A 25,542-nucleotide genomic window follows, 5' to 3' on the forward strand; every position below is an offset into this window, starting at 1 on the left:
CTATGCCGGTAAACTGGTTATTCCGTAGAACACGTCGCGTCGGGGCAAGCGTGACGTGCACGGTAGTAGCGCTGTGGAGGAGTGCATATGGAACGGGCCGCAGAAGTGGTCGAGCGTATCTCACCGAAACGCTCCCACTCCGGTTCAGCTGTGCGAGTCGCGAGCGACGGCGCAGCTGGGGCGGCCGACGACGTCGCCGAACGCGCTCAACGTTCGCGCGATCGGCTTCGCGCTTTTGTGGGTCTCTCCCTCGGGGCGACCCTGCTTGTTCTCACCCTCTTTCTGGCCCCTCGGACCTTGGAATCCTGGCCCAATGCCGCCGTCGCGGTCACGGCGTGCTTCGCGGTAGCCTTGTCCGGCAGGTATCCGGTTGCCGGGGCTTGCGTCGAAGCCGTCGCGTTCGCCATGGTCTGGCTGACGCCGGACATCACGATCTCGCTGTCGTCGATGTCTATGTTCCTTGTCACCTCGATGGTCATCTGGTCTGGGCGGCGCGCGGTCATCTTTGTCGCCACGCCCTGGTACCTGGCGTCCGTCGTCGCCGTGAACGCGACGAGCGCGGCGGATCAAGAGGAACTCGTCAAAGGGACCCTCGTGTGGTTGGCCTTCGAGATGATCTTCGTGCTCATCGGCGAGCTACTGCTGCGCCAGCGCATGGCGAACGTCAAACTCGAAGAGAGGCGGCGGGCCGAGCTGGCCGCCCAGCGCCGAGCCATCGCGCGGGAGCTTCACGACACCGCCGTCTATTCGGCCACGATGGTCGTCATGAGGGCCGAGGCGGCCAAACTTCGCAAGGGAGTGGACCCCCAGCTTGCGGAGGACCTCGAGTTCATCGCGCGGACCGGGCGCGCCGCAACGGCGGATCTGAGGCATATGCTCGAGCTTTTGCGTGCCACGGACAGTCTTGACCCGGCGTTTGAGGCGGACGTGGCCACCCGCTTCACGATTCGCGACAAGCCCCCGGCGGAGGCGATCGACGAACAGATAGGGAAGGTGAAGGCAGCCGGTTTGAAGGTCCAGGCTGCCGTGGACGGAGACCTCTCAAGGCTTCCCGAGGTCGTGGCGGCGACCTTTTCGCGCATAGTCACGGAAGCGTGCTCGAACATCGTCAAGCACGCCGATCGTCGTGGGCCCGTGACGATCATGGTGGAAGTCGGCGCTTACGCCGTCGACGCCATATTCATCAACATTGTGCCTTCGCCCGGCGACGGGCTGGACGCGCTAAGCGGCTTTCCCACCGACCGTTCGGACGTGAAAGTCAAACATTTCGGATTGGCCGGCCAACAAGAGCGCGTAGAGGCTCTTGGCGGGGTGATTCGAGTCTCACAAGTTTCCGACCGGTGGATCGTTCGAGTATCCATCCCCCTGCACGGCTGAAAGCCAGGAGAGACGAACATGAAAGAATCCGAACGATTGGCGCGAGGCGCCCGCAAAGGCGGGCCTGGCGCGGATCGCAAGAAAGCCATCAGAGTGGTCGTCGTCGACGACGACGAGGAGGTTCGCAAAAACATCGCGACCTTTCTGGAAACCGCCGAGGACATACAGATCGTGGGCATGGGGGAGAACGGCATGGAGGCCGTTCGGCTGGTCGGCAGGCTCGATCCCGACATCCTCGTGACGGATATCCGGATGCCCCTCATGGACGGCATTACTGCGAGCGAACAGGTCAAGGCCCTTTATCCCGACACGAAGATCCTTCTGCTCACCACTTTCGACGACGACGAAGCGATGCTCTCCGGCCTTCAGGCCGGAGCCGGCGCCTACCTTTTGAAGAACACGTCTCCGGAAGACATCGTCAAAAGCATCAGAGAAGTCTCCTCCGGCGGCACAGTCGTCTCTCCCGGTCCGACGTCGCGCTTGGTGAAGAACTACCTGGTGCCCTTGCCGCCCGACTCCGGGGTCAACGTCCAGTTCTCCAAGCGGGAGATGGACGTTCTCAGGCTCTTGTGCCAGGCGCATTCGAACTCGGAGATAGCTGCGCAGCTGTACGTTCAAGAATCGACGGTCAAAACGCACATCTCCTCGATTATGGCCAAGCTCGAGGTCAACAGCAGGCTCAAGGTGGTTGTCCGCGCCTACGAGCTGGGTCTTGTCCGGCATTGAAAAGACGGGCAAAAGTCGGGTTTTGACAAGCTTTTCGTTTTTTCCTACTTTTGGGGGAAGCCGAAGGCTCTCCGGCTGAGTAAGCTTATAGACATCACGTATAGGAGGTAATACGGATGAAGACTTTGGGCATCGCCGCTGCGGCGTCAATCGCCTTCACGGCATCGCTTCTGCCGTTCGGAGGCGAATCCTACGCGGCAACGAATGCACACGTCGGGGCCGCTCAGAGCGAACTGCTCGCAAAAGGCGGCGCTTCGCAACCTGAGTTCTTCTGCACCATGCCATGGACTAGGAGCTGGAGAATCATGTGCGGGACCGAGTACAGGCGAGTATGGCGCTCGTGGTTCTAGCACCGCGATAAAAGATCTTAGCGACGAAAATAGCTGAATAGACCAGGTAATCGATTCGGAGCTTTATGCCCGAGTCCTTGGCCGATCGCACCTCGGTGCGGGAAGCCGAGAGTTATTTTCGTCCTTGCCGGTGGCAGTCGATTGACTAGGTCTCGATGCCGCCATTGCGCTCAGGGTGATGCGTGACACCCGCAGCGCACCTTGGGGCCCGGGCGAGCGTGACGCCCGGGCCCCAACATGTCTGCCCGGGAGCCGGTCCCTTCTAATTGGAGGGCCGTGCTGCTCGGACCGGAATTCGTGCTCCCCAAAGCGGGGCCCGGGCCTCTAGAATTGTCGGGCGACCCTCTGCGAAACGAAGCGGCGGCCTATCTTCGTTTGAGCCGAGATTCTCCGTTGGTAATGTAAAGCGCATGAACACCTCACAGCCGTCGATTTGGAACGGCCCCACGGTTTACGGACTCTTCGGACGCCCAGCGTTGCGCCATCCTTGGGAGCTGCGTCTTCTGGCCGCGGCCGCCCTTGCAACCCTCGGAGCCATTGCCTTCTACTGGTGGCTGCTCACCGCCCCGGACGCCGTGTGCGAGGGCGGGTTCGAGGTTTTGCTGTCGCAAGGCTACTTCAGATTTCTTCCCAAGGGCTGCGGGCGCTTTAGAACGTCGGCGGATATCTTCGGCGTCGTCCTGTTTGTGATGATCTGCGTCGCCGTGGGAATCTGGGGAGTCAGAGCCTTTGTCTATGCCAATCTACGTTCGCGGGGCGTGCGCATGAGTCCGACGCAATTCCCCGAGGGATATCGGATGGTCGTCGAAGCGGCCGAGCGGACGGGGCTGCGAAAAGTGCCCGACGCCTATGTGCTCCTCGGCAACGGGAGGATCAACGCCTACGCCTCCGGGCACGGTCATCGACGTTTCGTCGCCGTCTATTCTGATCTTTTCGAGATCGGAGGCGCCGCGCGCGACCCGGAGGCCCTGCGATTCGTCATCAATCACGAGGTCGGCCATCTCGCTGCGGGGCACGTGAGTTACTTTCGGCTCCTGGCCATGTCGGTGGGCAGCCTGGTCCCGTTCCTCGGCACTGCTCTTTCTCGCGCCCAGGAATACACGGCAGACAACTACGGGTACGAGGGCGCGCCCGCGGGCGCCCCCGGAATGATCGGGGTTCTGAGCGCGGGAAAATACCTCGGCGCACAGGTAAACTTCAACGACATGGCCGACAGGGCGGCGACCGAGCGGGGCTTTTGGCTCCATCTCGTTGCATGGTTCACGACCCATCCGATTCTCACATGGCGTGCGCACGCCCTTCGAGACCGCAGCAGGCCCGGCCGTCTCATGGTCAAGCCTCCCTTGCGCAGCGCCCTCTGTCACTCTCCGCTTCCAGCCGGATCCGATCGCCGCGACGGTTGGCCGCCCCCAGCTTGGGCCGCGGAGCGCCTTCGAACCGTCAAGCCGTTGACCGACGAGGAACAATTCGGGCGTTACCCGGGCCGGACGTATACGACGCCGCCGAACGCCCTGCGGTTGAGCGATCCGGCCGGGGTTCCCGCCGCTTGGAATCCTTCGGACGGCGACCCCGCCGAGAGGGCGTGATTGGGCCGCGGGTGAGACTTCGGCCCAGCGAGCCTCTAGCGGGGTCCGTTCTCAACCCTGGGTTCGCGAATCCGCGGCTCCAACTGCGGTTTCGCTGCCTCCGGTCCAAACGCCGGTGCGCGGGTTTTGGACGAGGGCGCGGGCGTCGGAGTAGATGCGTTGACTGGCGGGGCCTTCGTCGCGGAACCGGATTGAGGGCTGGTCGAGCCGGATTGAGGCCTGAAGGCGGGAGCGTTGGCTCCGAGCCATTCGAGCGCCTTCGGCTGAGCGGAGGTCCACGCATCCCACTTGTGCGAGCTCCCCTTCACCTCGACCGATGTGAGCGACGTCGGCGACGCCACCTTCGGGGCAAAGGCGTCGAAGGACTTTCGGAACTTCCCGTCCCCCGCGCCCGAGAGATTCCAGATCCTCACGGGCGGGCGGTTGCGCGCCACTTCGTCCGCCAAGACGTAGCCTTCCTGGTTGCTTTCGCCCGATGGGAAAAGAGGCGAGTAGTAACCTGACATCGAAATCGACGTTCTGAAAAGATCCGGATGCCGCACGGCGAACATGTTGGCGCACCACGCCCCCGCGGAGTAGCCGTAGGTCGCCCAGGCGTCAGATCCCTCTTCGGTCCGAAGGTTCGTCTTCACCCACGGCACGACGTTCTTCGTGACCCAGGTTTCGATCCCCTTGCCCTGTACGTCCATGCATTCGGTGTCGGCGTCGTGCGGGAAGACGTTCGGGGAGACGATGATCGAATCGCGGATCTTGCCTGATTTGATCGCCGCGGCGAGGTCGGCGTCGGTATGCAGCGGACTTTCGTATCCTTTGGGCGAGCCGGGAACCCCGGGGAAGGCCATGATCACCGTGTAGGCCTTGTTCGGATTGTCCATGTAGCTGGGAGGCAACCACACTCGAGCCCACGCATCGGCGTCGGACCCCTGCCCGGGGATCTTCGCGGTGATCCACTGGCCGTTCGGAGCTTTCGCGGAAACGCCCGACAGCGCGGAATTGGTCAAGGGCTTGCGTTGAAGTTCGGTGAACTTGCGGGAATTCGAAGCGCCATTGGAAGGCGTTGTCGTCGCCTTGGCCTGCGGCGTGGCAAGAGCCGCTCCGCCGCCGTACTGCGTCGTCGTTCCGCGGTCTGAAGCGTAGCCGAGGAGGTCGCTCCAATCGGAGTACCAGATCGAAAAACGGTTGAAAGCCAAGAAAGCGCTCGAAAAGAACAGGAGCGCGCTCAGGGCGACGCCGAGGGCCTGCTGGGCGTAGGCGCGTGCGCCGCTCCAGCGCTTTCTAGGAACGCCGAAAACGGTCCAAACAAAGCACACAACGGTGAGTGCGATGACGGTCCACAGCAGGCTTGCCGAGGTGAGAGCGAAGAAAGCCATGAAGAGAAATTATATCTCAAAACTGTGTGTCCACTGAGAGAATGCCGGCACTGGCTTAGAACTCATCTCGGTCAGCGTCCGATCGCCCTGTGAGAGGCGACCCTGCCCCGCGAAAGCCTCGCCGGAGCGGGGCGGAGCTGCCTTTCCCAAGCTTTGCGCAGAAACACCATTCGAATCGAGTCCCAGCGCTTTCCGTTCCATTCGCGCGCCTCGGGAATCCTCGCGCACTCGGAGAACCCCGCCCTGGAAGCGGCGCGCACCATCCGCTCGTTCCCGCTCCAGGTCGTCAGAGTCACGAGGTGGGCGTCCGTCTTCTCGAAGATCATCGAGACCCACAATTCCAAGGCTTGGCGGCCGATTCCCCGGCCCCACCGATCCGGGTCGTAGAGGATGATGCCGACCTCCCACCAGCGGCTTCCCGCGGGAAGCTCCTCGTACCTCGTGACGATCCCAGCGGGCCTGCCATCGACGAAGATCATGCGTCGGTCGGTGTCGCGAAACCACTCGGCGTCCTCGGCCATGAAATCCTGGATGCTCTTCCTTCCGGGCCTCTTGAAATGAGGGGCGTCCCAAAGGGCCCACTCCGGATTGGACACCTCGTGTATCCAATGCCAAAGGAAATAGAGGTCTGCCTCAATTACGGGGCGCAGCTCAATCACGACGGACCTCCCAGGTGTGCGATCCGGAAACGGCGTGCCCAGTCCGGCCGGATACGGTGTTTCTCGCCCGAGGACGGCCCCGAAGGCGAGATTTAGATGCGTGCAACGGGCTGTGCGAGCAGCCCCGCGGCCATGGCCGCCCTCTCATTATAGCGGTGCGTATGGGCAGCGGAGTCGTCCGGTGGTCTGAGATTCTCACGTTGGAGCGAGCTTGCTCCCAAAGGCCTCAGAGGCTTCAATATCGTCTAATTCTATGGGATTTGTTTAATCTTGAGCCGAGAATGCGTCGAATGAGCTGTCAGCGAGTCGAACGGGCCGCCAGCGAGTCGAACGGGCCGCCAACGAGTCGAACGGACTCGATATGGCGCGGGCACGCCCCGGTGGGACGTGCGACCTGACGGCCGTGCCGCTCCGCCGTTACCCTAGTGGCATGGCAGATAACACAGCGACGACGCGCACGGAAACCGATTCCATGGGAGCCATCGAGGTCCCCGCCGACCATTACTGGGGGGCGCAAACCGAACGCAGCCTCCACAACTTCGACATCGGCAGGGAAACCTTCGTATGGGGCAGGCCCATGATCCACGCGCTGGGCGTCTTGAAGAAATCCGCGGCGCTCGCGAACAAAGAACTCGGCGAATTGCCGGCGGACATCGCCGACCTCATCGCTCGGGCGGCCGACGAAGTCATCGCCGGAAAGCTCGACGCCGAGTTTCCCCTTGTCGTCTTCCAAACGGGGTCCGGCACGCAGTCGAATATGAACTCCAACGAGGTCATCTCGAACCGCGCCATCGAGATCGCGGGAGGCGAGATGGGGTCGAAAGCGCCCGTCCACCCCAACGACCATGTAAATCGCGGCCAATCCTCGAACGACACGTTCCCCACCGCCATGCACATCGCGGTGGTGTGCGAGCTGGCGGCCATGTACCCCAAGGTCCGTCGCCTTCGCGACACCCTTGATGCAAAGGCAAAGGAGTACGACGACGTCGTCATGGTCGGCCGCACCCATTTGCAGGACGCCACCCCGATTCGCCTCGGCCAGGTGTTCTCCGGATGGGTCGCTCAGATCGACTTCGCCTTGGACTGCATCCGGTACTCGGACTCCCGCGCCCGCGAGCTGGCGATCGGAGGGACCGCCGTCGGCACGGGGCTCAACGCCCATCCCAAGTTCGGCGAATCGACGGCTGAGAAGATCAGCGAGGAAACGGGAATCGAATTCACGCAGGCCTCCAACCTTTTCGCGGCCCTCGGCGCCCACGACGCCCTTGTGCAGGTCTCGGGCTCGCTGCGCGTTCTGGCCGACGCGCTCATGAAGATCGCCAACGATGTGCGCTGGTATGCTTCCGGCCCGCGCAACGGCATCGGCGAGCTGCTTATCCCGGAGAATGAGCCCGGCTCCTCGATCATGCCGGGGAAGGTCAACCCGACGCAGTGCGAAGCGATGACGATGGTTGCAACCAAGGTGTTCGGCAACGACGCCACGGTGGGCTTCGCCGGATCGCAGGGCAACTTCCAGCTCAACGTGTTCAAACCGGTCATGGCGTGGGCCATTCTCGAGTCGATTCAGCTCATCGGCGACGCCTGCGTCAGCTTCGATTCGCATTGCGCGTACGGAATCGAGCCCAACCGCGAGAAGATCAAGGAGAATCTGGACAAGAACCTCATGCAGGTCACCGCCCTCAACCGTCACATCGGCTACGACAAAGCCTCGAAGATCGCCAAGAACGCGCACAAGAAGGGCCTGTCGCTGCGCGAATCGGCCATCGAGCTCGGATTCCTCACGAACGAGCAATTCGACAAGTGGGTCGTTCCGGCGGACATGACGCATCCCAGCGCCGCCGAATGAGCCTCGAATCTGCAACGGCGGGCACGCGTCCCGCGTGCCCGCCGTTCATGCCGAAACGGCATGAGCAACGCGGGTTAGGCGGAACCACTGAACGCGGACTTGCCGTTTTCCAGGTCTAACCGTTTTGGCGAGGGCACAGGGCTCCGGCAGCCGCGAGCCCTGTGCCCTCGTTTTCGGGGCCCTGCGGTCGTTTGGGTCTTTTCGCGCCCGGCCGCTTCGGAGCTTCTTTCGCCCGGTCTTTGACGCTCCGAGCTCGGTTGTCCGGGGTTGAGAGTCGGTTGTCTGGGGTTTAGAGCCGGCTGTCCTAGGCTCCGAGCTCGGTTGTCTGAGGTTCGGAGCCCGGCATTTTCGGATCATGCTAATCGCAGATCGTGATCGGCACTCCACTCGAGCGAAGGTCGACCAGAGATTCTTCTGGGATGTCCGACGTCGTGAGAAGATCCGCAAGATCTTCGAGCGTGCCGAATCTATGGACCGAAGAGCGCGTGAGTTTTCTGGGCGTGGCGGGAAGTATGGCTCGCGCGGCCGATTGCAGGATATTTCGTTTGAGCGTCGCGTCCGACGGGTTGATGCATGTGAGGCCGTTGGCGACGGACGCCGCGCAAGCTCCGAGAACGGCGACGTCGGCGCGGAAATCCCTCACGACGTCGATGACGGGGCTCGCGAGCATGGCGAGCGAAGCCGTTTCGACCGCGCCGCCGGGGACGACGACGCGCACCCCCGGCGCTTCCGCCAACGTCACGGCGGCCCGCAAGCTCAACGCGAGAACCGTGATGTCGCGCCCCGCCAGATTCTCCGCAACGAGGTCGCAGGTCGTTCCGTTGTCGAGGATCACGCTCTCGCCGTCGTCGATCAGGCGGGCGGTGGCCTTGGCCAAAAGGTGCTTCGCCTCAAGATCTTGGGTTTTTCGAAGGGGAAAAGGATGGGCCGTTCCTCGTTTGGGGGAACGCAGCGCGCCGCCGTGGACGCGGGTGACGAGGCCCTCGTGCGCCAACTCCGTCAGGTCGCGGCGGATTGTCACGGCCGAGACGCCGGTCAGGCGCGCGAGCGCTGTGACGCTCACGGCCTCCGTCCCGTTCAGCGCCCGCATGATTGCCCTATGGCGCTCCGAGGCCAGCTGTCGAGGCTTCACTTCTTTTCCTCGTTTCCTTGATTTTCGTGGCTTTAGTCGCTTGCCGTCGGGGAATGGCCGCGTGCCCCGCTTCGGGATTCGGCCGCATCGACGGGCCGAGCGCGAATGGAGGTCGGGGAATGGCCGCGTGCCCCGCTTCGGGATTCGGCAGTGCCTCTTCGGCGCTGCCCGCTTGCATCTATTGTCCGGGCGGTTCGGTTTCCGGCCGGCCCTCAGAGACGATCGTTTACGTTCTAAATGATCATACCCATTGATCGTTTGGGCGGGTAGCCTCGTTGAGGTCAGGGCCTTTTCCGCATGGAAAAGCCAAATGTCAACAATGAATGGAGCGATCGTGTCCAACTTCATCTCCAGTGCCTACGGAATGTGGTTCGAGCGTGTGACGTCGAAGATCGATCTGAAGACGGACACCCGCGAAGGCTATCTCCGGGCGGTCATCGAAGAATTCACGCCGCACATCGTCCCCGCATAGAGAACAATGGCGCCCGCTTAGAAGGCCTGTCGCGCAGGGAACGCCTCCTGCAACAAACGCACCGCGCAGGGAACTTGCATCGAAAACATACCGTTCCCGAATCGGAGAGCGGATTGGGAAAACGGCCTAGAAAAACGAATTGGAAAGCGGGCAGAGAACCGCGCTGAGGAGCCGATCTGAAGGGGCGCGATTCTCTTTCGGGGATTCTTGAACCGTCCGCCTGGCTCCTGCGCAGGCCGTCGTTTTGGCCGCGGCAGGGCATATGGCGAAAGTAAAGGGGCGGGGCCGACTGAATGTCGGCCCCGCCCCGGTGCACGAGTCAGCCTTGCGCGAGGCGCGCTGCCATATCTTCGGCGCGGTCCACCAACGCCTTCATGCGAGTTGAATCGTGCTGCTCACCCAAAGCGTTGCAGCGAGCGGCAAGGCTCGCCGAGTCGTTGAGAATCTTTCCGGTGTAGTCGACGACTCCCTCAGAGATGCCGGGCACGAGCGCCGCGACGTCGTCAGGAAGGGTCATCGTTTCGGCCGTCGTCTTCCACATCGAGAGAACCTGGCTGGGAATGCCGAGCATTGAGATGGCCTGATCAATGTTCCACACGGTGTTGCTCGCCAGCCGGCGGAATGCCGCGGTCTGCTCTTCCATCTCGTAGAGCCCTTGGCGCAGAGCCTTGGTCAGCATCCAGATGGCTTCGACCGACTCGCGCGAACTGTCGCCGCTGTCGATGAGCTCGGCGATGAACGTCGCCAGCATCGTCGTGTGCAGCCGGGCGAGCGCCACTCGGAAGCGCGTGCGCGCACTCGTCTTTTCCAGCTCGCGCAGAGACTCGACCAAACGGGTGAGAGTCGAGGCGACGATGCTCTGCATCGACGTCCACACCTGAAGCGGTTCGATGAGGGGCTGCATCGCCGGGCCGTGGGCGGAAATCGTCTCGATCGTCTCGGGCTTGACTGTGGCGTTGGACAGGCGACCTTCGATTTCGTCGGCCACTCGACGCAGTTCGGTCGACAGGTCGGCGAGGTCCTTCTGCTCGTCGACCCAAACGGCGAGTTCGTTGTAGACGCCCTCAATGGTCTCCAGCGCGTCGCGGAGAACGCCTTGGGCATTCGGTCTGCGCGGGAATCCCGCCGAGAGCGCCTCGCGCCCCGCGACCTCGGCCGGCAGCACTGCGTTCTGGAAATCCTCGTAGCTCGCAAACCCCAGGCCTTTGAGCATCTCCGCAGCCTTCTGGACCCCGGACGCCGCGGCCTCCCTGCGGCTTGCCCCATTTTCCTTCAGCCCGGCCTCGAACGCGTGGACGTCGCTGTAGAGACCGTTCGTCGTCGTGAAAAGGTCCTCGCACACCGGGCGGGTGCGAACCGAGAGGTAGCGATTGCCCGGCAGGGGAGTGATTGTGGCGAAAACGTCGTACTCGGACCCGTTCGCGGCCAGATTCCTCACGTATGCGGCGAAAGGCTCTCCCTTTCGGACGGTGTCCCAGAGAAGTTTGAAAGCCGCGCCGGGCATCTCCGGGTGGCGGATAATGTTGTGGGGAGAGGCCATCAACTCGTCGTGGGAGTAGTGAGAAAGCCGAACGAACACCTCGTTCGACGATTCAATGACGCCCTTCGAGTCAGTCACGGAAAAGAACAGCTCGTCGATGCCGAACGAATGCACGGCGCCGGTTGGAACGACATGTTTGGCCATGTAATAGGCTCCTTTTGGTGCGCGATGCAATGGAGCTGCATTGACTGCGTGATCGGGTGCGTGATCCGCTGCGTGAGCTCCGTTGCGTTATTTAATACGGTGTCAATCTTATCAGTTGTCAGGCTTTTGAGCTCGCCCCGCAGTAGGATCTTTCCCTTGTGGCCCTAGGACTCGGGGTGGGAGTGAAACGGGCTCCGCCGGCGAGCGGCTGCAAACCGCGGAATCCGCGAAGGAACACTTAAAGCTGCTCCGCCGGGAAGCGCTCTGGCGTCGCTGTTACGAGGCGGCCTCGACGCGCTCGCCCTCCCAGGGAAAACGCATTCGAGGATTCGGCACGGTCCGAAGGCTTCCGCGTGGGCCCGCTCCCCGGACAGATCAGTGGTCCGAGCCTCCGCGGACGCGGCCGACGGCGGCCTGGAAGGCCACTATGAGGCTGCCGAAGACGAATCCGACCGCCAGCGAGCAGGACGTTTCGACGATCCACGAGAGAAATCCGCGGGGCACTGCCGAGGAAAGGCTGTGGACGACGTCGTGCGGCGCGGACCAGCCGAGCTTGTCGCTGCCGCTGACGAGCAGGTGACCGCCGACCCACAGCATCGCCGCGACTCCGACCACGGTGATCGCCGAAAGGGCTTTGGGCATGGCCTTGACGAGGCCCCGCCCCATCTTTCGTGTGGCGGAGCTCTCTTTGGAGGCCATGTGCAGCCCGAGGTCGTCGATCTTTACCAGGCAGGCCACAATCCCGTAGACCAAAGCGGTGATCAAGACCGCGACGACAGCGAGGATCGCGGCCCGGTAGGCGATGTTCTGTTCGGTGACTTCGGCGAGAGCGATGACCATGATCTCGGTTGAGAGGATGAAATCGGTGCGCACGGCGTTTTTGACGATCGCGTCTTCCGCCTGGCCGCCTTCCGTGACCGCCGCCTGCGCTTCGCCGTGTCCCGTGAGCTTGCCCCAGATCTTGTGCGCCCCCTCGAAACAGAGATAGGAGCCGCCGGCCATCAGCAAAGGAGTCAAAGCCCACGGCGCGAAAGCCGACAAGAGGAGAGCCCCGACCAAGATGATGCCCTTGTTGACGAGCGATCCTTTCGCGATTCTCCCGATGATGGGGATCTCGCGCTTGGGATCGATACCCTCGACGTACTGCGGCGTGACCGCCGTGTCGTCGACGACGACCGCTATCGCCTTCGATCCCGCTTTGGCGACTCCCGCTGCGACGTCGTCCAAACTGGAGGCGGTGAGTTTGACGAGGGCCGCGATGTCGTCCAAGAGGGCGGCGAGTCCGGTTGCCATGGTTCTCCTTCTCGATGGGCTGGTACGAGCTTACCGGCTCGCGGCGGCCGTCCGAGTTTCGTTTTCGGCTTCCGGCGCCCTCCGGCTTCCGTTTTCTTTTCCGGCCTTCGGCTCTGGGGCGACGGCGGATTGTTGAGCTCGGGCCGCCGAGAAGCCGTCGGCGCGAGGCCGGGAAAGCGGCGTCGAACGACGGCGACGGGCTCCGTTGGGGAGCGCTCCACCGTGTGAAATGCCAAAAAAGGGGACTCTGCTCGGCGCGCACGTCTGCCGGCGTCGGGCAGTGAAATCCAAGGAAACCGGCGCCGTTGCTCGCGCGCCGTCGGAAGGCCCGCCTGCCGGGGGCGCCGAATTGGGCAGATCTGATTGCTTGTGTCCGCTGCATGACGTTATAGACTGAGGGAAACCTACGCGGTTCTACAGCTTGCACTTTTCTATCTCAATCAGGTGAGTTCATGTCTTATCAAAACTTTCCGAACCAGCCGCCGTCCGCCGGCTCGGCGGGAGGCGCCGGCGCCCCTTATCTCGGAGTCAACGGGGCCCCGAATCCCGGGGGCTACCCGAATCCGGGCGGATACCCCGGGGGTTACCCTAATGCTGGCCCCGGCGGGTACCCGAATCCGGGCAACGCCGCCTATGGCCAGGGGTATTACTACCGTCCCGGCCGCGACCCGAACGCCTCAGACAAGAGCCGTCTTGTTGCCCTGCTTCTCGCCTGGTTCTTCGGCGTAATCGGCGTCCACCGTTTCTACGTCGGAAAGATCGGAAGCGGGGTCGCGATGATCTTCACGCTCGGCGGCCTGGGAATCTGGACGCTCGTCGACATCATCATGATCGCGGCGGGATCCTTCACAGACATCGACGGGCGTCCCGTAACTGTATGGGACACGGCGAACTGACGCCTTCCGCCGGGGCCGCGGGCCGGCCGGGGCAGGCGTGCGCCTTCTGACGGGGCGGCCAGCTTGGGCTTTGACAGCGTGTGAGGCTGCTATACAAGGGAATTGCCGTTTATGGTGTGCCTATCGCGATCATCGACAGGAGGACGCTCATGGGTTTGAAAAGCCTGCTGACCACCACACCGAAGTCCCGACGCAACTACAAGGCGGCCGCCGTCGCCGGCCTCGTCGGCGGCGTGTTTTCCGCCATCGTCAAATTCGGATGGGAGGTTCCCTTCCCGCCGCGAACGCCCGAGCGCAACGCCACCAATCCTCCGCAGGAGCTTCTGGAGCAGTTGGGGATGTCGCCCGAGGCGAGTCACACGACGGTGACCTTCAACGGCAACGAGCTTCCCATATACTCTTTCGCCATCCACTTTTCCTTCGCCATATTCTTCGCGCTCGCCTACTGCCTGATCGCAGAGAAATATCCGAAGGCAAAGCTGTGGCAGGGGGCTGCGTGCGGCTTGACTTTGTGGGTTCTGTTTCACGTCGTCCTGATGCCGGCTATGGGCACTGTCCCCGCGCCCTGGGACCAGCCTTTCGAAGAGCACTTTTCCGAGGCTCTCGGCCACGTCGTGTGGATGTGGGCCATCGAGATTGTGAGGCGAGACTTGCGCAACAGAATTACGCGCATGCCCGATCCCGAAGTGCCTCTTGACGCCGAACCCGCTCGCAACGCCAAAGCCTCTGGCTGAGCCCGCAGCTTCGGCGGAAAGAAGCGCCAAAACGAATGGGGAGCCCGCAAAAAGCGGGCTCCCCATTCGTTTGCGAAGGATTCCTGTGACTTTGCGACTCCGGGCGTTTCGACTCAGGGCGGTCGTCAAGGCTGAAGAAGCACCTTGACGGCGCGCCTTTCGTCCATCGCTTTGTAGCCCTCCGCGGCGTCGTCCAAAGGAAGGACGAGGTTGAAGACCTTGCCCGGATCGATCTTGCCTTTGAGGATCCTCTCGACGAGGTCGGGCAGGAACCGGCGCACGGGGGCGGGGCCGCCGAGCAGGTTGACCTGGGCGAAGAACAGCTCTTGGCCGGGAAGCGAGACGTCGTGGGAGACGCCGACGTATCCGACATGCCCGCCCGGACGGCACGCCCCGATGGCCTGCATCATCGATTCCTGGGTGCCGACGGCCTCGACCACGCCGTGGGCGCCCAAGCCTCCCGTGAGCTCCTTGACGGCAGCCACTCCCGCGTCGCCGCGTTCGGCGACGACGTCCGTGGCGCCGAACTCCCGCGCAAGTGCGGCGCGGTCCTCGTGGCGCGACATGGCGACGATCCTCTCGGCGCCGAGCTGCTTTGCGGCCAGAACGGCCATGAGCCCGACGGCGCCGTCGCCCACGACAGCGATCGTTTTGCCCGGGCCCGCATCGGCGGCGACGGCGCCGAACCAACCGGTTCCAAGAACGTCGGATGCGGCCAAGAGAGAGGCGAGGGTCGCCTCGTCCCTCGGCCGTCCTCCCGGAACGACGACTAGCGTTCCGTCGGCCAGCGGGATTCGCGCGTACTGAGCCTGGGCGCCCTGGACGAAGCCGCCGTTGACGCAACGCGACTGGTACCCGGAGCGGCATATCTCACACGTGTTGTCGGAGAGGCAGAAAGATCCGACGACGAAGTCGCCGACCTTCACGTTTTTAACGGCGTCGCCGACCTCGGTGACTGTGCCCACGTATTCGTGGCCCATCGGCCGGCCGTCCGACGGCTCGAGGCCGCGGTACGGCCACAGATCCGATCCGCAGATGCAGGCGGCGGCGACTTCGATGACGGCGTCGGTCGGTTCGACGACGGAAGGGACGTCGAGGTCCTCGATCCTGACGTCGCCCGGGCCGTGCATGACTGCTCCTCGCATGGGGTTTCCTTTCGAAGTTTATGGCTGTTGACGAAAGCCGCTGTCCGCGCCGGTTCGTGGACGGCTTCGGCGGGCGGGAAGCTTCCTGCCGAGGCAGCCGCTTTTCCAGCCGTTTGTTTCCGGTCGCCTGTGCGACGCCGCCTGACTTCGCCTGTGCAGCGGGCTCGACCTTGCGCGGCGCGCTCGGCGGCCGCATGCATTTGGCCAGCGTGGCCCTGCATACAATGAGATCCTAAGGTTTTTCGGCGCTCTAAGGAGGCGACGATTGCCCTTGGCAGAATTATTTCACGCGCAGGCAAAAGTTCTAGAAGAGCCGCGTCCGTTTGACATTTGCGGGTCGGACGGCGCCAAGCAGGCCGTTTCGGCGCGGCGGCGCCTCCGAAATGCTGTACTCTCTAAGACGCGTGAGTTCGACGCGCGAGTTTTCCGACAAGGCTTAGGCGCGTCGGGGCCGCAGTCTCGGTTCGTCAGGCGGCGACCCCGGTTCGTCGGCGGAGGAAGACGGCTCTGGCACGCCGAAACAGCGCTGAAAAGACGCCCGTCGGTTGCGCCTGCAGTGCAGCGTCGATCGACGATTGGCGGCGGACGCGGCCCGAGGAGCGAATCCGCAGCGACAAGGCAAAACGCCGATGCAGGGACCTGCGCGGCACTCAAGAGGAGGAATCTATGACCGAGGCGACGGGAAGAGAAGACGTCATCGAGGCCGCGGAAGAACGGAACCTCCAGCGCAGCCTGTCCAACCGCCACATCCAGCTCATCGCCCTGGGCGGCGCCATCGGCACGGGCCTTTTCCTGGGTTCGGGCGAGACGATTTCAAAGGCCGGCCCCTCGATCCTCTTTGTGTACGCGGTCATCGGCTTCATGCTGTACTTCGTGATGCGCGCCATGGGGGAGCTGCTGCTGCACAAGCTCGAATACCGCTCTTTCCAGGACTTCGCAGCGGATATCCTCGGGCCGTGGGCGGGCTTCTTCGTGGGGTGGACATACTGGTTCAGCTGGGTCGTCATCGGAATGGCCGACGTCGTGGCCATCACCGGATACTGGGAGTACTGGCTCGGGGAGGACTGGCGGTGGCTCGCGATGGTCCTGACCACCGCGGTCATGCTCGCCCTCCTCGTCATGAACCTCGCCTCCGTCAAGCTGTTCGGCGAAATCGAATTCTGGTTCGCGATCGTCAAGCTGGTGGCGATCGTCGCGCTTGTAGGGGTCGCTTCCTTCATGGTGATCGTCGGTTTCACTTCGCCAGACGGGACGACGGCCTCCGTCTCCCACCTGTGGAGCCACGGCGGAATATTCCCCACGAAGTTCGCGGGATTCGTCAACGGCTTCCAGCTGGCCGTCTTCGCCTTCGTGGGAATCGAGCTCGTCGGCACGACGGCGGCCGAGACCGCCAACCCCCGCCTCACCCTGCCGCGCGCCATCAATGCGATTCCCGTGAGGATCCTCCTTTTCTACGTCGTCGCGCTCGCGGCGATCATGTGCGTGACGCCATGGAACGAGATCAATCCGAAGATTTCTCCTTTCGTCAGCCTTTTCGGCCTCGCCGGCCTCGCGGGGGCCGCCGGGATCATGAACGCCGTCATACTTTCCAGCGCCTCGTCCTCGTGCAACTCGGGGATCTATTCGACGTCGCGGATGCTCTTCGGGCTGGCGCACAAACGAATGGCGCCCGGGGGCTTCCGCGAGCTCACGCGCGTCGGGGTTCCGTGGCGCGGGCTCGTCGTCACGGTGTGCGTCATTTGCTCTGCGCATTTCCTCACTCTTTCGAGCGGGCTCCAGAGCGCCTTCAAGATCGTCGTCGCCCTGGCGTCGGTGCTCTTCCTGTTCGTTTGGTCGATCATCCTCGTCTGCCACGTCGTCTATCGGCGGCGCGACCCGAAGGCGCACGCGACGTCGGAGTACAAGATGCCCGGCTCAACCGTCATGCCGTGGGTTGTGCTCGCGTTCTTTGTTTTCATCCTCGTCGCCCTCACGCGCGACCGCGACACTTTGACGGCCCTGGCCGTGACCCCGCTCTGGTTCGGCGTGCTGGGCCTGGGATGGTGGCGCGTGCGAGGCGTCGCCCGCGCCGCCGCCGAGACATACAGCGCGGGCGAAGAAGCCGGCAAACAGCCGGATGCCGGCAAACAGCCGGATTCCGAAGGAGGGTGGAGCTGAAGTGGATCCGTTGAAAATATCGACGGCGCGCCCGGGCGACGTCGTCGAAGTCGTCGAAGTCTTGACGAGGGCCTTCCGCGCGGACCCCTTCACGTTGGCGGCGATTGGGCCGCGACAACGGTATGAAAAGGTCGTCCCGCGCGCTTTTCGGGTGCTGGTCGAGGAGTGTTTCCTTCCGTACGGGCGCATAGACATAGCCAGGGACGACGCCGGAACGGCCGTCGGGGCGGCGATGTGGCAGGCTCCTGGGCGCGAGCCGGGATGGATCGCGACGGCGCGCATGAATGCCCGGCTGCTCGCGGCTTACGGCCGATCGACCTTGCGCGTCCGTCGCCTTGAGCGGAAATCCGACAAACTCGCGCCTCGTTTTCCGCACTGGTATCTGGGGTTCCTCGGCGTCGTCGGCGAAGCGCAGGGCAGAGGCGTGGGAGGCGCGCTCCTTGACCACGGAATTGCGGAAGCCGGGGACCACGCCGCCTACCTGGAATCCTCGACGCCGGGATCGCAGGCCCTATACGAGAGAAAAGGCTTCATCCCCATGGGTGCAGCCGAGCAGGGAAAGCCGTGGGCCGTCGTGTGCATGTGGCGCCCCGGCAAGGTCAAACGCTGACAAGGAGGCGATTTGAACTATGGAATCTCAATCGACGCAACGGCATGAACCGGTCGGCGAGGGACGATCGTCGCTCGAGGGCGGCGCCGTCCGCCTCAGGGACGTCTCGCTCAAGAGAGTATACGAAGAGCCGGACCCCTCCGACGGCCTCCGCGTGCTCGTCGACAAGCTGTGGCCGCGAGGAGTGTCGAAGGCCAAAGCCGCCGTGGACGAGTGGGCGAAGGACCTGACCCCCTCGACGGACCTGAGAAAGTGGTTTCACGAGGACACCGCAGGACGGTGGGACGAGTTCCGCTCGGCTTATCGCCGCGAGCTTGAGGAGGGCGACGCCGTTTCCGCTTTCCTCTCCCACGCTCCCGAGCATGTGACGCTTGTCTATGCCGGGAAAGACGCGGTGCACAATCACGCGAAAGTGCTGCGCGACGTCCTTCTCGACGTCGCAAAATGGCAGCGCGGGGAGGACCCGTCCGCCGACGGGGCGCGGGCTTCCAGCTGACCGTGCCCGCGTTTGCGACTGGACGTGCCCGCGCTTGCGGCCGGCCGGTCACGGGCCGACGGCGGGGGAGAGGTCGGCGAACCGCCGACGGCAAGGGGCAAGCCGCAGGGAACGGCCTGGCCGAGCGCAAAGGGAGCACCCGGAAAACAGTACGTTGGGAATCGGTGCGGCGTCAGCCCTCATTGCGCACTAGACTGTTGAATCATGCAGAAGCACTTTGACGGGGACTCGGCGACCGCTCACGCGCTTGATCTTCGCGACTTCATCGTCGCTTCCCCGACCGCTTTTCACGCTGCGACGGAGGCGGCGTCGCGCCTTGACGCCGCCGGATACCTGCGCCAACGCGCGGAAGACGAATGGAGCGCCGCGCCCGGCGGACACTACATCGTCCGTTCGGGCGCCGTCGTGGCGTGGTTTGTTCCCCAAGGCGCAGGCCCGCGCAGCGGATTCCGCATCGTCGGGGCGCACACCGATTCGCCGTCGTTCAAGGTGAAACCGGTTGCGGACTCCGGCGCATTCGGCTTTGCGTCCGTCAACGTCGAGACCTACGGCGGCCTTCTCGCCAACTCGTGGCTCAATCGCGACCTCGGCGTCGCCGGCCGAGTGACCGCCGTTGACGGCGAGGAGAGGCTGTTCACAACCGGGCCGGTCATGACGATCCCGCAGCTGGCTCCGCACCTCGACCGTTCCGTCGACGAGCGTTTGACGCTCGACAGGCAGAGGCATCTCCAACCGGTGTGCGGCACGGGCGAACGGTCGATCGCCGCGACTATCGCGCAGAGCGCCGGAATTCCCGCCGAACGGATTGCGGCCGTCGACGCGTACGCATTCGACGTCCAACGGCCGGAGATCATTTCGGGCGAGTTTTTGGCCGGCGGGCGGCAGGACAACCTCGTGTCCGTCCACGCCGGCCTGACGGCGCTCTTGGCGGCCGAGGCGGAACTGGCCGCCCAGAGCCGCTGCATCGCGGTGTATGCGGCTTTCGACCACGAAGAGGTCGGCTCCTCCACGGCCACGGGCGCGGCAGGCCCGCTTCTCGAATGGGTTCTGCGCCGCACGGCCCTGGCTCTGGGCGCGAGCGAGGACGAGTACTACCGGATGCTTGCACGCACGACGTGCATGAGCGCCGACGCCGGGCACTCGATCAACCCGAACTATCCGGGTTACCACGACCCAACGCAGTATCCCACTGCCGGCGGCGGGCCCATGGTCAAGGTGAACGCGAACCAGCGCTACGCGTCCGATTCGACCGGCTGCGCCCTGTGGCTGCGGGCTGCTGCGGACGCCGACCAGCCCGTGCAGACATTCGTTTCGAACAACTCGGTTCCCTGCGGCACGACGATCGGCCCGCTGACGGCGACCCGCCTGGGAATCGACACCGTGGACGTCGGGGTTCCGCTCCTGTCCATGCATTCGGTTCGCGAACTCTCTTCGATCGCCGACGACTGGGCGCTGGCGCAGATCTTGCGGGGGTACTGGACGATTGCATGATTCCTCCTACAACGCGGCGTTTGCCCTCGACCGCTCCGCTTGGGCCAGGCCTTCCGCCCTGTCGGTTGTCTACGGCGACCGGCGGTGGACCGTCGCGCAGGCCGCCCATCTGACGCGCCAGCTCGCCCAGCTGCTCGCGCGGTCCGGTGTGAGCAAGGGCGACAGGGTGCTCTTCGTCGCGCACAACTCTCCCTACCACCTGTTCGTCTACATCGCGTGCGCCAGGTTGGGCGCAGTCTTCGTCCCCGTCTCCTTCAGGCTGGCGCAGAACGAGGTCCAGGAGATCGTCGATTTCTGCTCGCCCCGGGCGATTTTCGCAGACGCGACGGTTGCGGCGAGGGGAAGCTTTGCCTCGACGGGAACCTTCATGAGCTTCGTGATCGACGACGACCCGGCCGACGGCTCCTACGGCGCGGGAATCGCCAACGGCTACTTTGCCCTGACGCCGGCACTCGCCTCACTCGACGGCACGCTGGTCTCGGATTGCCGCGGCTCGGGGAGCGCGTCCTTCAACACGGTCGAGTATCCGACCGGAACGGCCGCCATTTTCTACACCTCGGGAAGCGCCTCGGGAAGCCTCCGGGCGGTCGAGCTCACGCACCGAAACCTTTGGTGGGCCGCCAGGAACTTCCGGGAGGCCTTCGGGTACGGCGTCGAGGACGTCATCGTGGTGGGCGCGTCGCTCGCCCACATCGGCGGATTCAACGGGGGCACCCTCGATCTGTTCGTCTCGGGCGGCGCCGTCGTCCTCATGCGCTCTTTCGACGCCTCCGAGGCGCTCCGGCTGGTCGAACAGTGGCAGGCCACGATCTTCTTCGGAGTTCCGACGATGTTCTGGGCGATCGTCACGGAAGCCGAACGCGGCTCTCACGATTTGTCGAGCCTGCGGCTCCCAGTCGTCGGCGGGGCCCCGGTTCCTCTCACTCTCTTGGACAGACTCAAGGGCGTCGGGCTCAAGCCGGCGGTCGTCTGGGGCATGACGGAGACCGCCGGGTCGGGGACGTTCCAACCGTACGGCAGCGGGGCGTCCGGGGCCGTCGGCAGGCCGTACGCGCACGTCGAGGCGAGGATCGTCGATCCGACGACGCAGACCGACTCGACGGTGGGGGAGCTCCTCGTACGAGGGCCGTCCATCAGCCCCGGCTACTGGCACAATGCCGACCAGACGCGGTCGGCGTTCGTCGAGGGCGGGTGGCTTCGCACCGGCGACGTCGCCGTCGGAGGCAACGAGGTGACGATCGTCGGTCGCCTCTCCGACCGCATTGGCACGGGAGGCGAGGGCGTCAATCCCGCGGAGGTCGAGGAGGTGCTGCGCGCCCATCCGAAGATCGACGACGTCGTCGTGGTCGGCATACCGGACGAGGTGTGGGGCGAAATCGTCGCCGCCGCCATCGTGTGCGACGCCGCAGCGGTGCCGACCCTCGCGGAGCTGCAGGCCTTTGCCGCTCAGGTTCTCGCGAGGTACAAGCTTCCGCGCGGCTTGGCCCGCATCGAAAGGGTCCCGCTCGACGCCGAGGGCAAGGTCGACAGGGCCGCCGTCAAGGACCGCCTGGTTTCAGCAGCCCCTTCCTTTGGACAGTAGCCAGCTCGCCTCTTGCCGGGCTTCCATCGGCTCGCCCAGGTGCTCCATGCCCGGCGGCAGCTCGAGGCCCTTCGCCGTCATCGCCATCCCGTAGAGGCGCCCGGCGCGGTACGAGGAACGCACGAGAGGGCCGGCCATGACGCCGGCGAAGCCCATCTTCCTTCCCAGATCGCGCAGCTCGATGAACTCCTTGGGCTTGACCCACCTGTCGATCGGATGGTGGAGCGGGGAAGGCCTCAGGTACTGGGTGACTGTCAGAAGGTCGCACGAGTTCTCGCGCAGAGCCGCCATGGCCTCCTCGATCTCCTCGCGGGTCTCGCCCATGCCGAGAATGAGATTCGACTTGGTGACGAGGCCTTCCTCGGACGCCATCGCGATGATGTCCAGGGACCGTTCGTACCGGAACGCGGGCCTGATTCTCTTGAAGATCCGCGGCACCGTTTCGAGGTTGTGCGCGAAAACCTCCGGGCGGGAGTCGAAGACCTGACGCAGCGCCCCGACGTCGCCCTGGAAGTCGTCGACGAGCAGCTCGACGCCCGTGCCCGGGCACAGCTCGTGGATCTGGCGGCACGTCTCGGCGTAGATCCAGGAGGCGCCGTCGGGCAGGTCGTCGCGGGCCACCCCGGTGACCGTGGCGTAGCGCAGGCCCAGATGACGCACGGATTCGGCTACGCGCCGCGGCTCGTCGCGGTCGAGGCCCTTGGGCTTGCCGGTGGCGATCTGGCAGAAGTCGCAGCGCCGCGTGCACTCCGAGCCGCCGACGAGGAAGGTGGCCTCCCTGTCCTGCCAGCACTCGTAGATGTTCGGGCACTGCGCCTCCTGGCACACCGTGTGCAGCGAGGACGTCGAGACCAGGCTCTTCATGTCCGCGTAGTCCTCGCCGACGACGGCGGTGGTTCGGATCCAGTCGGGCTTCTTCTCGATCGGAGTCTGGGCGTTGCGGGCCTCGACACGCAGGAGTTTGCGTCCTTCGGGGGCGATCGTCATCGTTTACCTTTCCTGTTGGAAGCTCGCGAGGTGCTTGCCGAGGGCCGACGTCAACGCCGCCGCCGCCTCCTCGAGCGAGGCGTCCACGCCCTGCCGCTCCATAGACGTTACTCCGGCATCCGTGATTCCGCACGGATTGACCCGGAAGAACTTCGAAACGTCGGTCGTCACGTTGAGGGCGAGGCCGTGCATAGTCGTGTCGGAGGCGAACTTCAGCCCGACGGCGCAGATCTTCTCGCCGCCGACCCACACGCCCGAGCGCCCCGCGATCCGTTCGCCGCGGACGCCGAAGGTCGAAAGCGCTTCGATCACGGCCGCTTCGACGGCGCGGACGAAGGCGACCACGTCCTTCGGAAGGCGCACGCGGACGATCGGATAGACGATCACCTGGCCCGGCCCGTGGTAGGTCACCGAGCCGCCGCGATCGACCTTGACGACGGGCACCGACGGATCTGGAACGTCCTCGGGGCGGGTGCGCCGACCCGCCGTGTAGACGTCCTTCGCCTGCCACACGATGAGGGTGTCTGGCTCCTCGCCTCGCGCCACAGCGGCGTGGATCTCGCGCTGCACCCCGTCGACTTCGGCGTAACTCAGGGGGCCTCTGTCTAAGAGGCAAAGGATGTTCACATCTCGATTTTAGGCCTTTGGACCCATCTTCTCGAATTGGCAAGAGGGCGGGCCAGGCTGTCGAATCGGGGAGAAAGCCGGGTCTGCGAAGGAAAGGCGGAGGGGCGAGCCGGGCGCGCGTCCCCGACCGGCCGGCCCGGGCGAGGCCTTCAAGGAGCCCGGCAAGCGCCCGTCGGAGCGCTCGCGAAGCCCCGAATCGGCCTGCGCCGTCGCAGATTGTAAGAGTATGCGTTATCATTCATTGCTATACATCGGCAATCTTCTTGGCGGGTCGGATCTCTTCTTCGCGTCAAAGATGCCGGGCATATAAGTTAAAAGGGGGTCGAGCCAACCCTGTTGCTGGAGTAAAGACTGTCCATGGTTTTAGTCCAGAATGTGGGACAAGCGTAACAACCTTCCGCTTTGGGTATATGATCCTTCCTACGAACGTATGGTTGGTTCGTTTACCTGGTTCTCGGGGGTCCATGCGCACTGAGGTATCCCCCGCATGAGAAAACGAAATAAGGAGGGGAACTTCTATGAAGAAGGCCTACTCGATGGTCGCGGCCTTTGCGGCGGCCGCGCTCGCCTTGGGGGCGTGCGGCTCCGGCGGCAAGCAAGAGCTCAAAGCCGGCTCGAAAGATTCGATCAGCTACTCTCCCGGCAAGCAGGAATGGGGCGGCTACAACGGTTCTACGGTTGAGGCATACTCGACCACGACCGCGGCGGTCACCGACCGCGTGCAAACCGGCTTCGGTTACTACGACCCCCAGGGGGTGTGGAAGCACGGAACCGATCTCGGCGACTATAAGAAACTCTCGGACGACCCGCTCACCGTCGAGTACACGGTCAACGAGAAGGCGGTCTACCAGGGGAAGACGCCGATCACCTGCGAGGACTTCTACCTCGATTGGGTGAGCCAGAACCCCGACTGGATCCTCGAAGGCCAAAAGGCCGCAGGCGCCGTCGACGAAAAGAGCGGAGAGGCCCAGCCCCTCTTCAACCACGTTTCCAGCCCCGAGGGATACGCTCACCCCGTCTCGCAAGGCCCTCAGTGCAACGAGGGCGAAAAGAAGTTCACGGTCAAGTACGACACCGTGTACCCCGACTGGGAGCTCAATGTGGGCGGGCCCCTTCCCTCGCACGTGGTGGCCAAGAAGATCGGCATGAGCAAGCAGGATCTGTTCAAGGCCCTCAAGAACAAGGATTTCGCGGTCGCGAAGAAGGCCGCCGAGGCCTGGAACAAGTGGAACGACACTGCCCCGGGCAAGCTTCCTCCCGCCGAGGAGATTCCGTCCTTCGGGCCCTTCGCGCTCAAGCAGGGCGGTTGGAAGGCCAAGCAGTACGTCACGCTTGAGCGAAACCCCGATTGGTGGGGCGAGAAGGCTGGAACCAAAGAGCTCGTCATCAAGCAGGTGGAAGACGACGCCCAGCTTCAGGCCCTGGCCAACGGAGATCTGAACGTCATCGAGCCTCAGGCCACCCAGGACTCGATCGACCGCATCAAGAAGACGCCCAATGTGACGCTTCTGCAGGGGCCGACCATGGTCTGGGAGCACCTCGACTACAACTTCGGCTCGAATTCGGTGTTCGCCGAGAACAAGGGCGGAATCCACCTCCGCAAGGCGATGGCGTACTGCGTGCCGCGCTCGGAGATAGTTCAGAAGCTCATCAAGCCCCTCGACGCGAAGGCCCAAGTCCTCAACGCCCGCGAGTACTTCCCGACCGACAAGGACTATGAAGGCGTCGTCAAGGCCTCATACAACGGCGAGTACGACAAGGTGAACATCGAAAAGGCGAAGGAACACGTGGCCGCCTCGGGGATCAAGAATCCGACGGTTCGGATCGGATACCGCAACGGCAATCCTCGCCGCGCCGAGACGGTCGCCCTCATCACCGCCTCCTGCAAGAAAGCCGGGATCACCATTAAGGACAACTCGTCCGCGAAGTTCATGGACGAGGGCGGCGAATACTACACGGGCCAGTGGGATATGGCGCTCTTCGGCTGGAACGGCTCCGGACAGGTCGTTTCGGGCCAGAACATCTATCAAACCGGAGGACAGCAGAACAAGAGCGAGTACTCCAACAAGACCGTCGACGCCGAATGGAAGAAGATCGCCGGAACTTTGGACAAGAGCGTGTGGCTCGAGTCCAAGAAAGTGATCGAAAAGCAGCTGTGGGACGATCTGTTCGGCCTGCCGCTGTACGTCCAGCCGGGCATCGTCGGTTACTCGAACGGTTTGGAGAACGTCAAGCGAAACATCACCCAGAAGCAGGTGCTGTGGAACGCCGAAAAGTGGAAGTGGAAGTCGACCAAGTGACCGGCTGACCTGGAGGGCCCCG

22 protein-coding genes are annotated in these 25,542 nt (G+C 63.9%); 14 read left to right on the top strand and 8 right to left on the bottom strand.

Going from position 1 to position 25,542, the window contains the following annotated elements:
- Positions 1-87 precede the first annotated feature (87 nt).
- The 4 genes from A4H34_RS04630 (at position 88) to A4H34_RS04645 (ending at position 4,039) form a co-directional block, all read left to right on the top strand.
- Entirely contained in the window at positions 88-1,377 is a 1,290-nt protein-coding gene (locus A4H34_RS04630) for a sensor histidine kinase (protein WP_064231246.1), read from the top strand.
- Positions 1,378-1,395: 18 nt separating this feature from the next.
- Positions 1,396-2,103 (top strand): response regulator, encoded by a 708-nt coding sequence (locus A4H34_RS04635; RefSeq protein ID WP_009199396.1) that lies wholly within the window; start codon positions 1,396-1,398, stop codon positions 2,101-2,103.
- Between the two features lie 116 nt (positions 2,104-2,219).
- Entirely contained in the window at positions 2,220-2,453 is a 234-nt protein-coding gene (locus A4H34_RS04640) for a hypothetical protein (RefSeq protein WP_009199395.1), read from the top strand.
- A 410-nt stretch (positions 2,454-2,863) separates the two neighbouring features.
- Positions 2,864-4,039 (top strand): M48 family metallopeptidase, encoded by a 1,176-nt coding sequence (locus tag A4H34_RS04645; RefSeq protein ID WP_064231247.1) that lies wholly within the window; start codon positions 2,864-2,866, stop codon positions 4,037-4,039.
- 35 nt (positions 4,040-4,074) lie between these two features.
- On the opposite strand, the gene A4H34_RS04650 is transcribed toward A4H34_RS04645, so the two are convergent.
- On the bottom strand, positions 4,075-5,409 hold the full coding sequence (locus tag A4H34_RS04650; protein WP_064231248.1) for an alpha/beta hydrolase: 1,335 nt from the start codon (positions 5,407-5,409) through the stop codon (positions 4,075-4,077).
- Between the two features lie 71 nt (positions 5,410-5,480).
- Entirely contained in the window at positions 5,481-6,068 is a 588-nt protein-coding gene (locus A4H34_RS04655; protein WP_009199391.1) for a GNAT family N-acetyltransferase, read from the bottom strand.
- A 430-nt stretch (positions 6,069-6,498) separates the two neighbouring features.
- Between A4H34_RS04655 and fumC the strand changes: the two genes are divergently transcribed.
- A complete protein-coding gene (gene fumC, locus A4H34_RS04660; RefSeq protein WP_040322812.1) occupies positions 6,499-7,914 on the top strand; it encodes a class II fumarate hydratase in 1,416 nt (471 codons plus the stop codon).
- Positions 7,915-8,272: 358 nt separating this feature from the next.
- On the opposite strand, the gene A4H34_RS04665 is transcribed toward fumC, so the two are convergent.
- The gene (locus A4H34_RS04665) at positions 8,273-9,046 is read right to left on the bottom strand and encodes a DeoR/GlpR family DNA-binding transcription regulator (protein WP_040322811.1); all 774 of its coding nucleotides are present in this window, start codon (positions 9,044-9,046) and stop codon (positions 8,273-8,275) included.
- Positions 9,047-9,356: 310 nt separating this feature from the next.
- On the opposite strand from A4H34_RS04665, the gene A4H34_RS10945 reads away from it, so the two are divergent.
- On the top strand, positions 9,357-9,518 hold the full coding sequence (locus tag A4H34_RS10945) for a hypothetical protein (protein ID WP_156510260.1): 162 nt from the start codon (positions 9,357-9,359) through the stop codon (positions 9,516-9,518).
- 319 nt (positions 9,519-9,837) lie between these two features.
- Here the strand turns inward: A4H34_RS10945 and A4H34_RS04670 are convergent, their stop codons facing one another.
- Together A4H34_RS04670 and A4H34_RS04675 are read right to left on the bottom strand one after the other, a co-directional pair.
- Positions 9,838-11,202, bottom strand: coding sequence for a PAS domain-containing protein (locus A4H34_RS04670; RefSeq protein ID WP_009199383.1), 1,365 nt, complete (start codon positions 11,200-11,202; stop codon positions 9,838-9,840).
- Positions 11,203-11,577: 375 nt separating this feature from the next.
- Positions 11,578-12,495 carry a DUF808 domain-containing protein gene (locus A4H34_RS04675; protein WP_064231249.1) on the bottom strand — a complete coding sequence of 306 codons (918 nt, stop codon included), beginning with the start codon at positions 12,493-12,495 and terminating at the stop codon, positions 11,578-11,580.
- A gap of 452 nt (positions 12,496-12,947) precedes the next feature.
- Here A4H34_RS04675 and A4H34_RS10660 point away from each other — a divergent pair, with 452 nt between their 5' ends.
- A complete protein-coding gene (locus A4H34_RS10660; RefSeq protein ID WP_009199380.1) occupies positions 12,948-13,391 on the top strand; it encodes a TM2 domain-containing protein in 444 nt (147 codons plus the stop codon).
- Positions 13,392-13,540: 149 nt separating this feature from the next.
- Positions 13,541-14,125 carry a YagU family protein gene (locus tag A4H34_RS04685; protein ID WP_064231694.1) on the top strand — a complete coding sequence of 195 codons (585 nt, stop codon included), beginning with the start codon at positions 13,541-13,543 and terminating at the stop codon, positions 14,123-14,125.
- A gap of 125 nt (positions 14,126-14,250) precedes the next feature.
- Here the strand turns inward: A4H34_RS04685 and A4H34_RS04690 are convergent, their stop codons facing one another.
- A complete protein-coding gene (locus A4H34_RS04690) occupies positions 14,251-15,270 on the bottom strand; it encodes a zinc-dependent alcohol dehydrogenase family protein (RefSeq protein ID WP_064231250.1) in 1,020 nt (339 codons plus the stop codon).
- 666 nt (positions 15,271-15,936) lie between these two features.
- Here A4H34_RS04690 and A4H34_RS04695 point away from each other — a divergent pair.
- From A4H34_RS04695 to A4H34_RS04715, 5 genes are all read left to right on the top strand, one after another.
- Positions 15,937-17,427, top strand: coding sequence for an amino acid permease (locus A4H34_RS04695; RefSeq protein ID WP_064231251.1), 1,491 nt, complete (start codon positions 15,937-15,939; stop codon positions 17,425-17,427).
- 1 nt (position 17,428) lies between these two features.
- A complete protein-coding gene (locus A4H34_RS04700; RefSeq protein ID WP_064231252.1) occupies positions 17,429-18,037 on the top strand; it encodes a GNAT family N-acetyltransferase in 609 nt (202 codons plus the stop codon).
- A gap of 19 nt (positions 18,038-18,056) precedes the next feature.
- Positions 18,057-18,533 carry a DUF488 domain-containing protein gene (locus A4H34_RS04705; RefSeq protein WP_082903069.1) on the top strand — a complete coding sequence of 159 codons (477 nt, stop codon included), beginning with the start codon at positions 18,057-18,059 and terminating at the stop codon, positions 18,531-18,533.
- 204 nt (positions 18,534-18,737) lie between these two features.
- A complete protein-coding gene (locus tag A4H34_RS04710) occupies positions 18,738-20,024 on the top strand; it encodes a M18 family aminopeptidase (RefSeq protein ID WP_064231253.1) in 1,287 nt (428 codons plus the stop codon).
- Entirely contained in the window at positions 20,017-21,606 is a 1,590-nt protein-coding gene (locus A4H34_RS04715) for a class I adenylate-forming enzyme family protein (RefSeq protein ID WP_064231254.1), read from the top strand. The genes A4H34_RS04710 and A4H34_RS04715 overlap by 8 nt, the downstream gene beginning before the upstream one ends.
- Here the strand turns inward: A4H34_RS04715 and A4H34_RS04720 are convergent.
- On the bottom strand, positions 21,580-22,593 hold the full coding sequence (locus tag A4H34_RS04720; protein ID WP_009199369.1) for a lipoyl synthase: 1,014 nt from the start codon (positions 22,591-22,593) through the stop codon (positions 21,580-21,582). The genes A4H34_RS04715 and A4H34_RS04720 overlap by 27 nt on opposite strands.
- Before the next feature lie 3 nt (positions 22,594-22,596).
- Positions 22,597-23,220 carry a lipoyl(octanoyl) transferase LipB gene (lipB, locus tag A4H34_RS04725; RefSeq protein ID WP_009199368.1) on the bottom strand — a complete coding sequence of 208 codons (624 nt, stop codon included), beginning with the start codon at positions 23,218-23,220 and terminating at the stop codon, positions 22,597-22,599.
- A 518-nt stretch (positions 23,221-23,738) separates the two neighbouring features.
- Between lipB and A4H34_RS04730 the strand changes: the two genes are divergently transcribed.
- On the top strand, positions 23,739-25,520 hold the full coding sequence (locus A4H34_RS04730) for an ABC transporter substrate-binding protein (protein WP_064231255.1): 1,782 nt from the start codon (positions 23,739-23,741) through the stop codon (positions 25,518-25,520).
- Positions 25,521-25,542 lie beyond the last annotated feature (22 nt).

Origin of the sequence: Peptidiphaga gingivicola, assembly GCF_001652275.1 — a bacterium.
Classification (GTDB): domain Bacteria; phylum Actinomycetota; class Actinomycetes; order Actinomycetales; family Actinomycetaceae; genus Peptidiphaga; species Peptidiphaga gingivicola.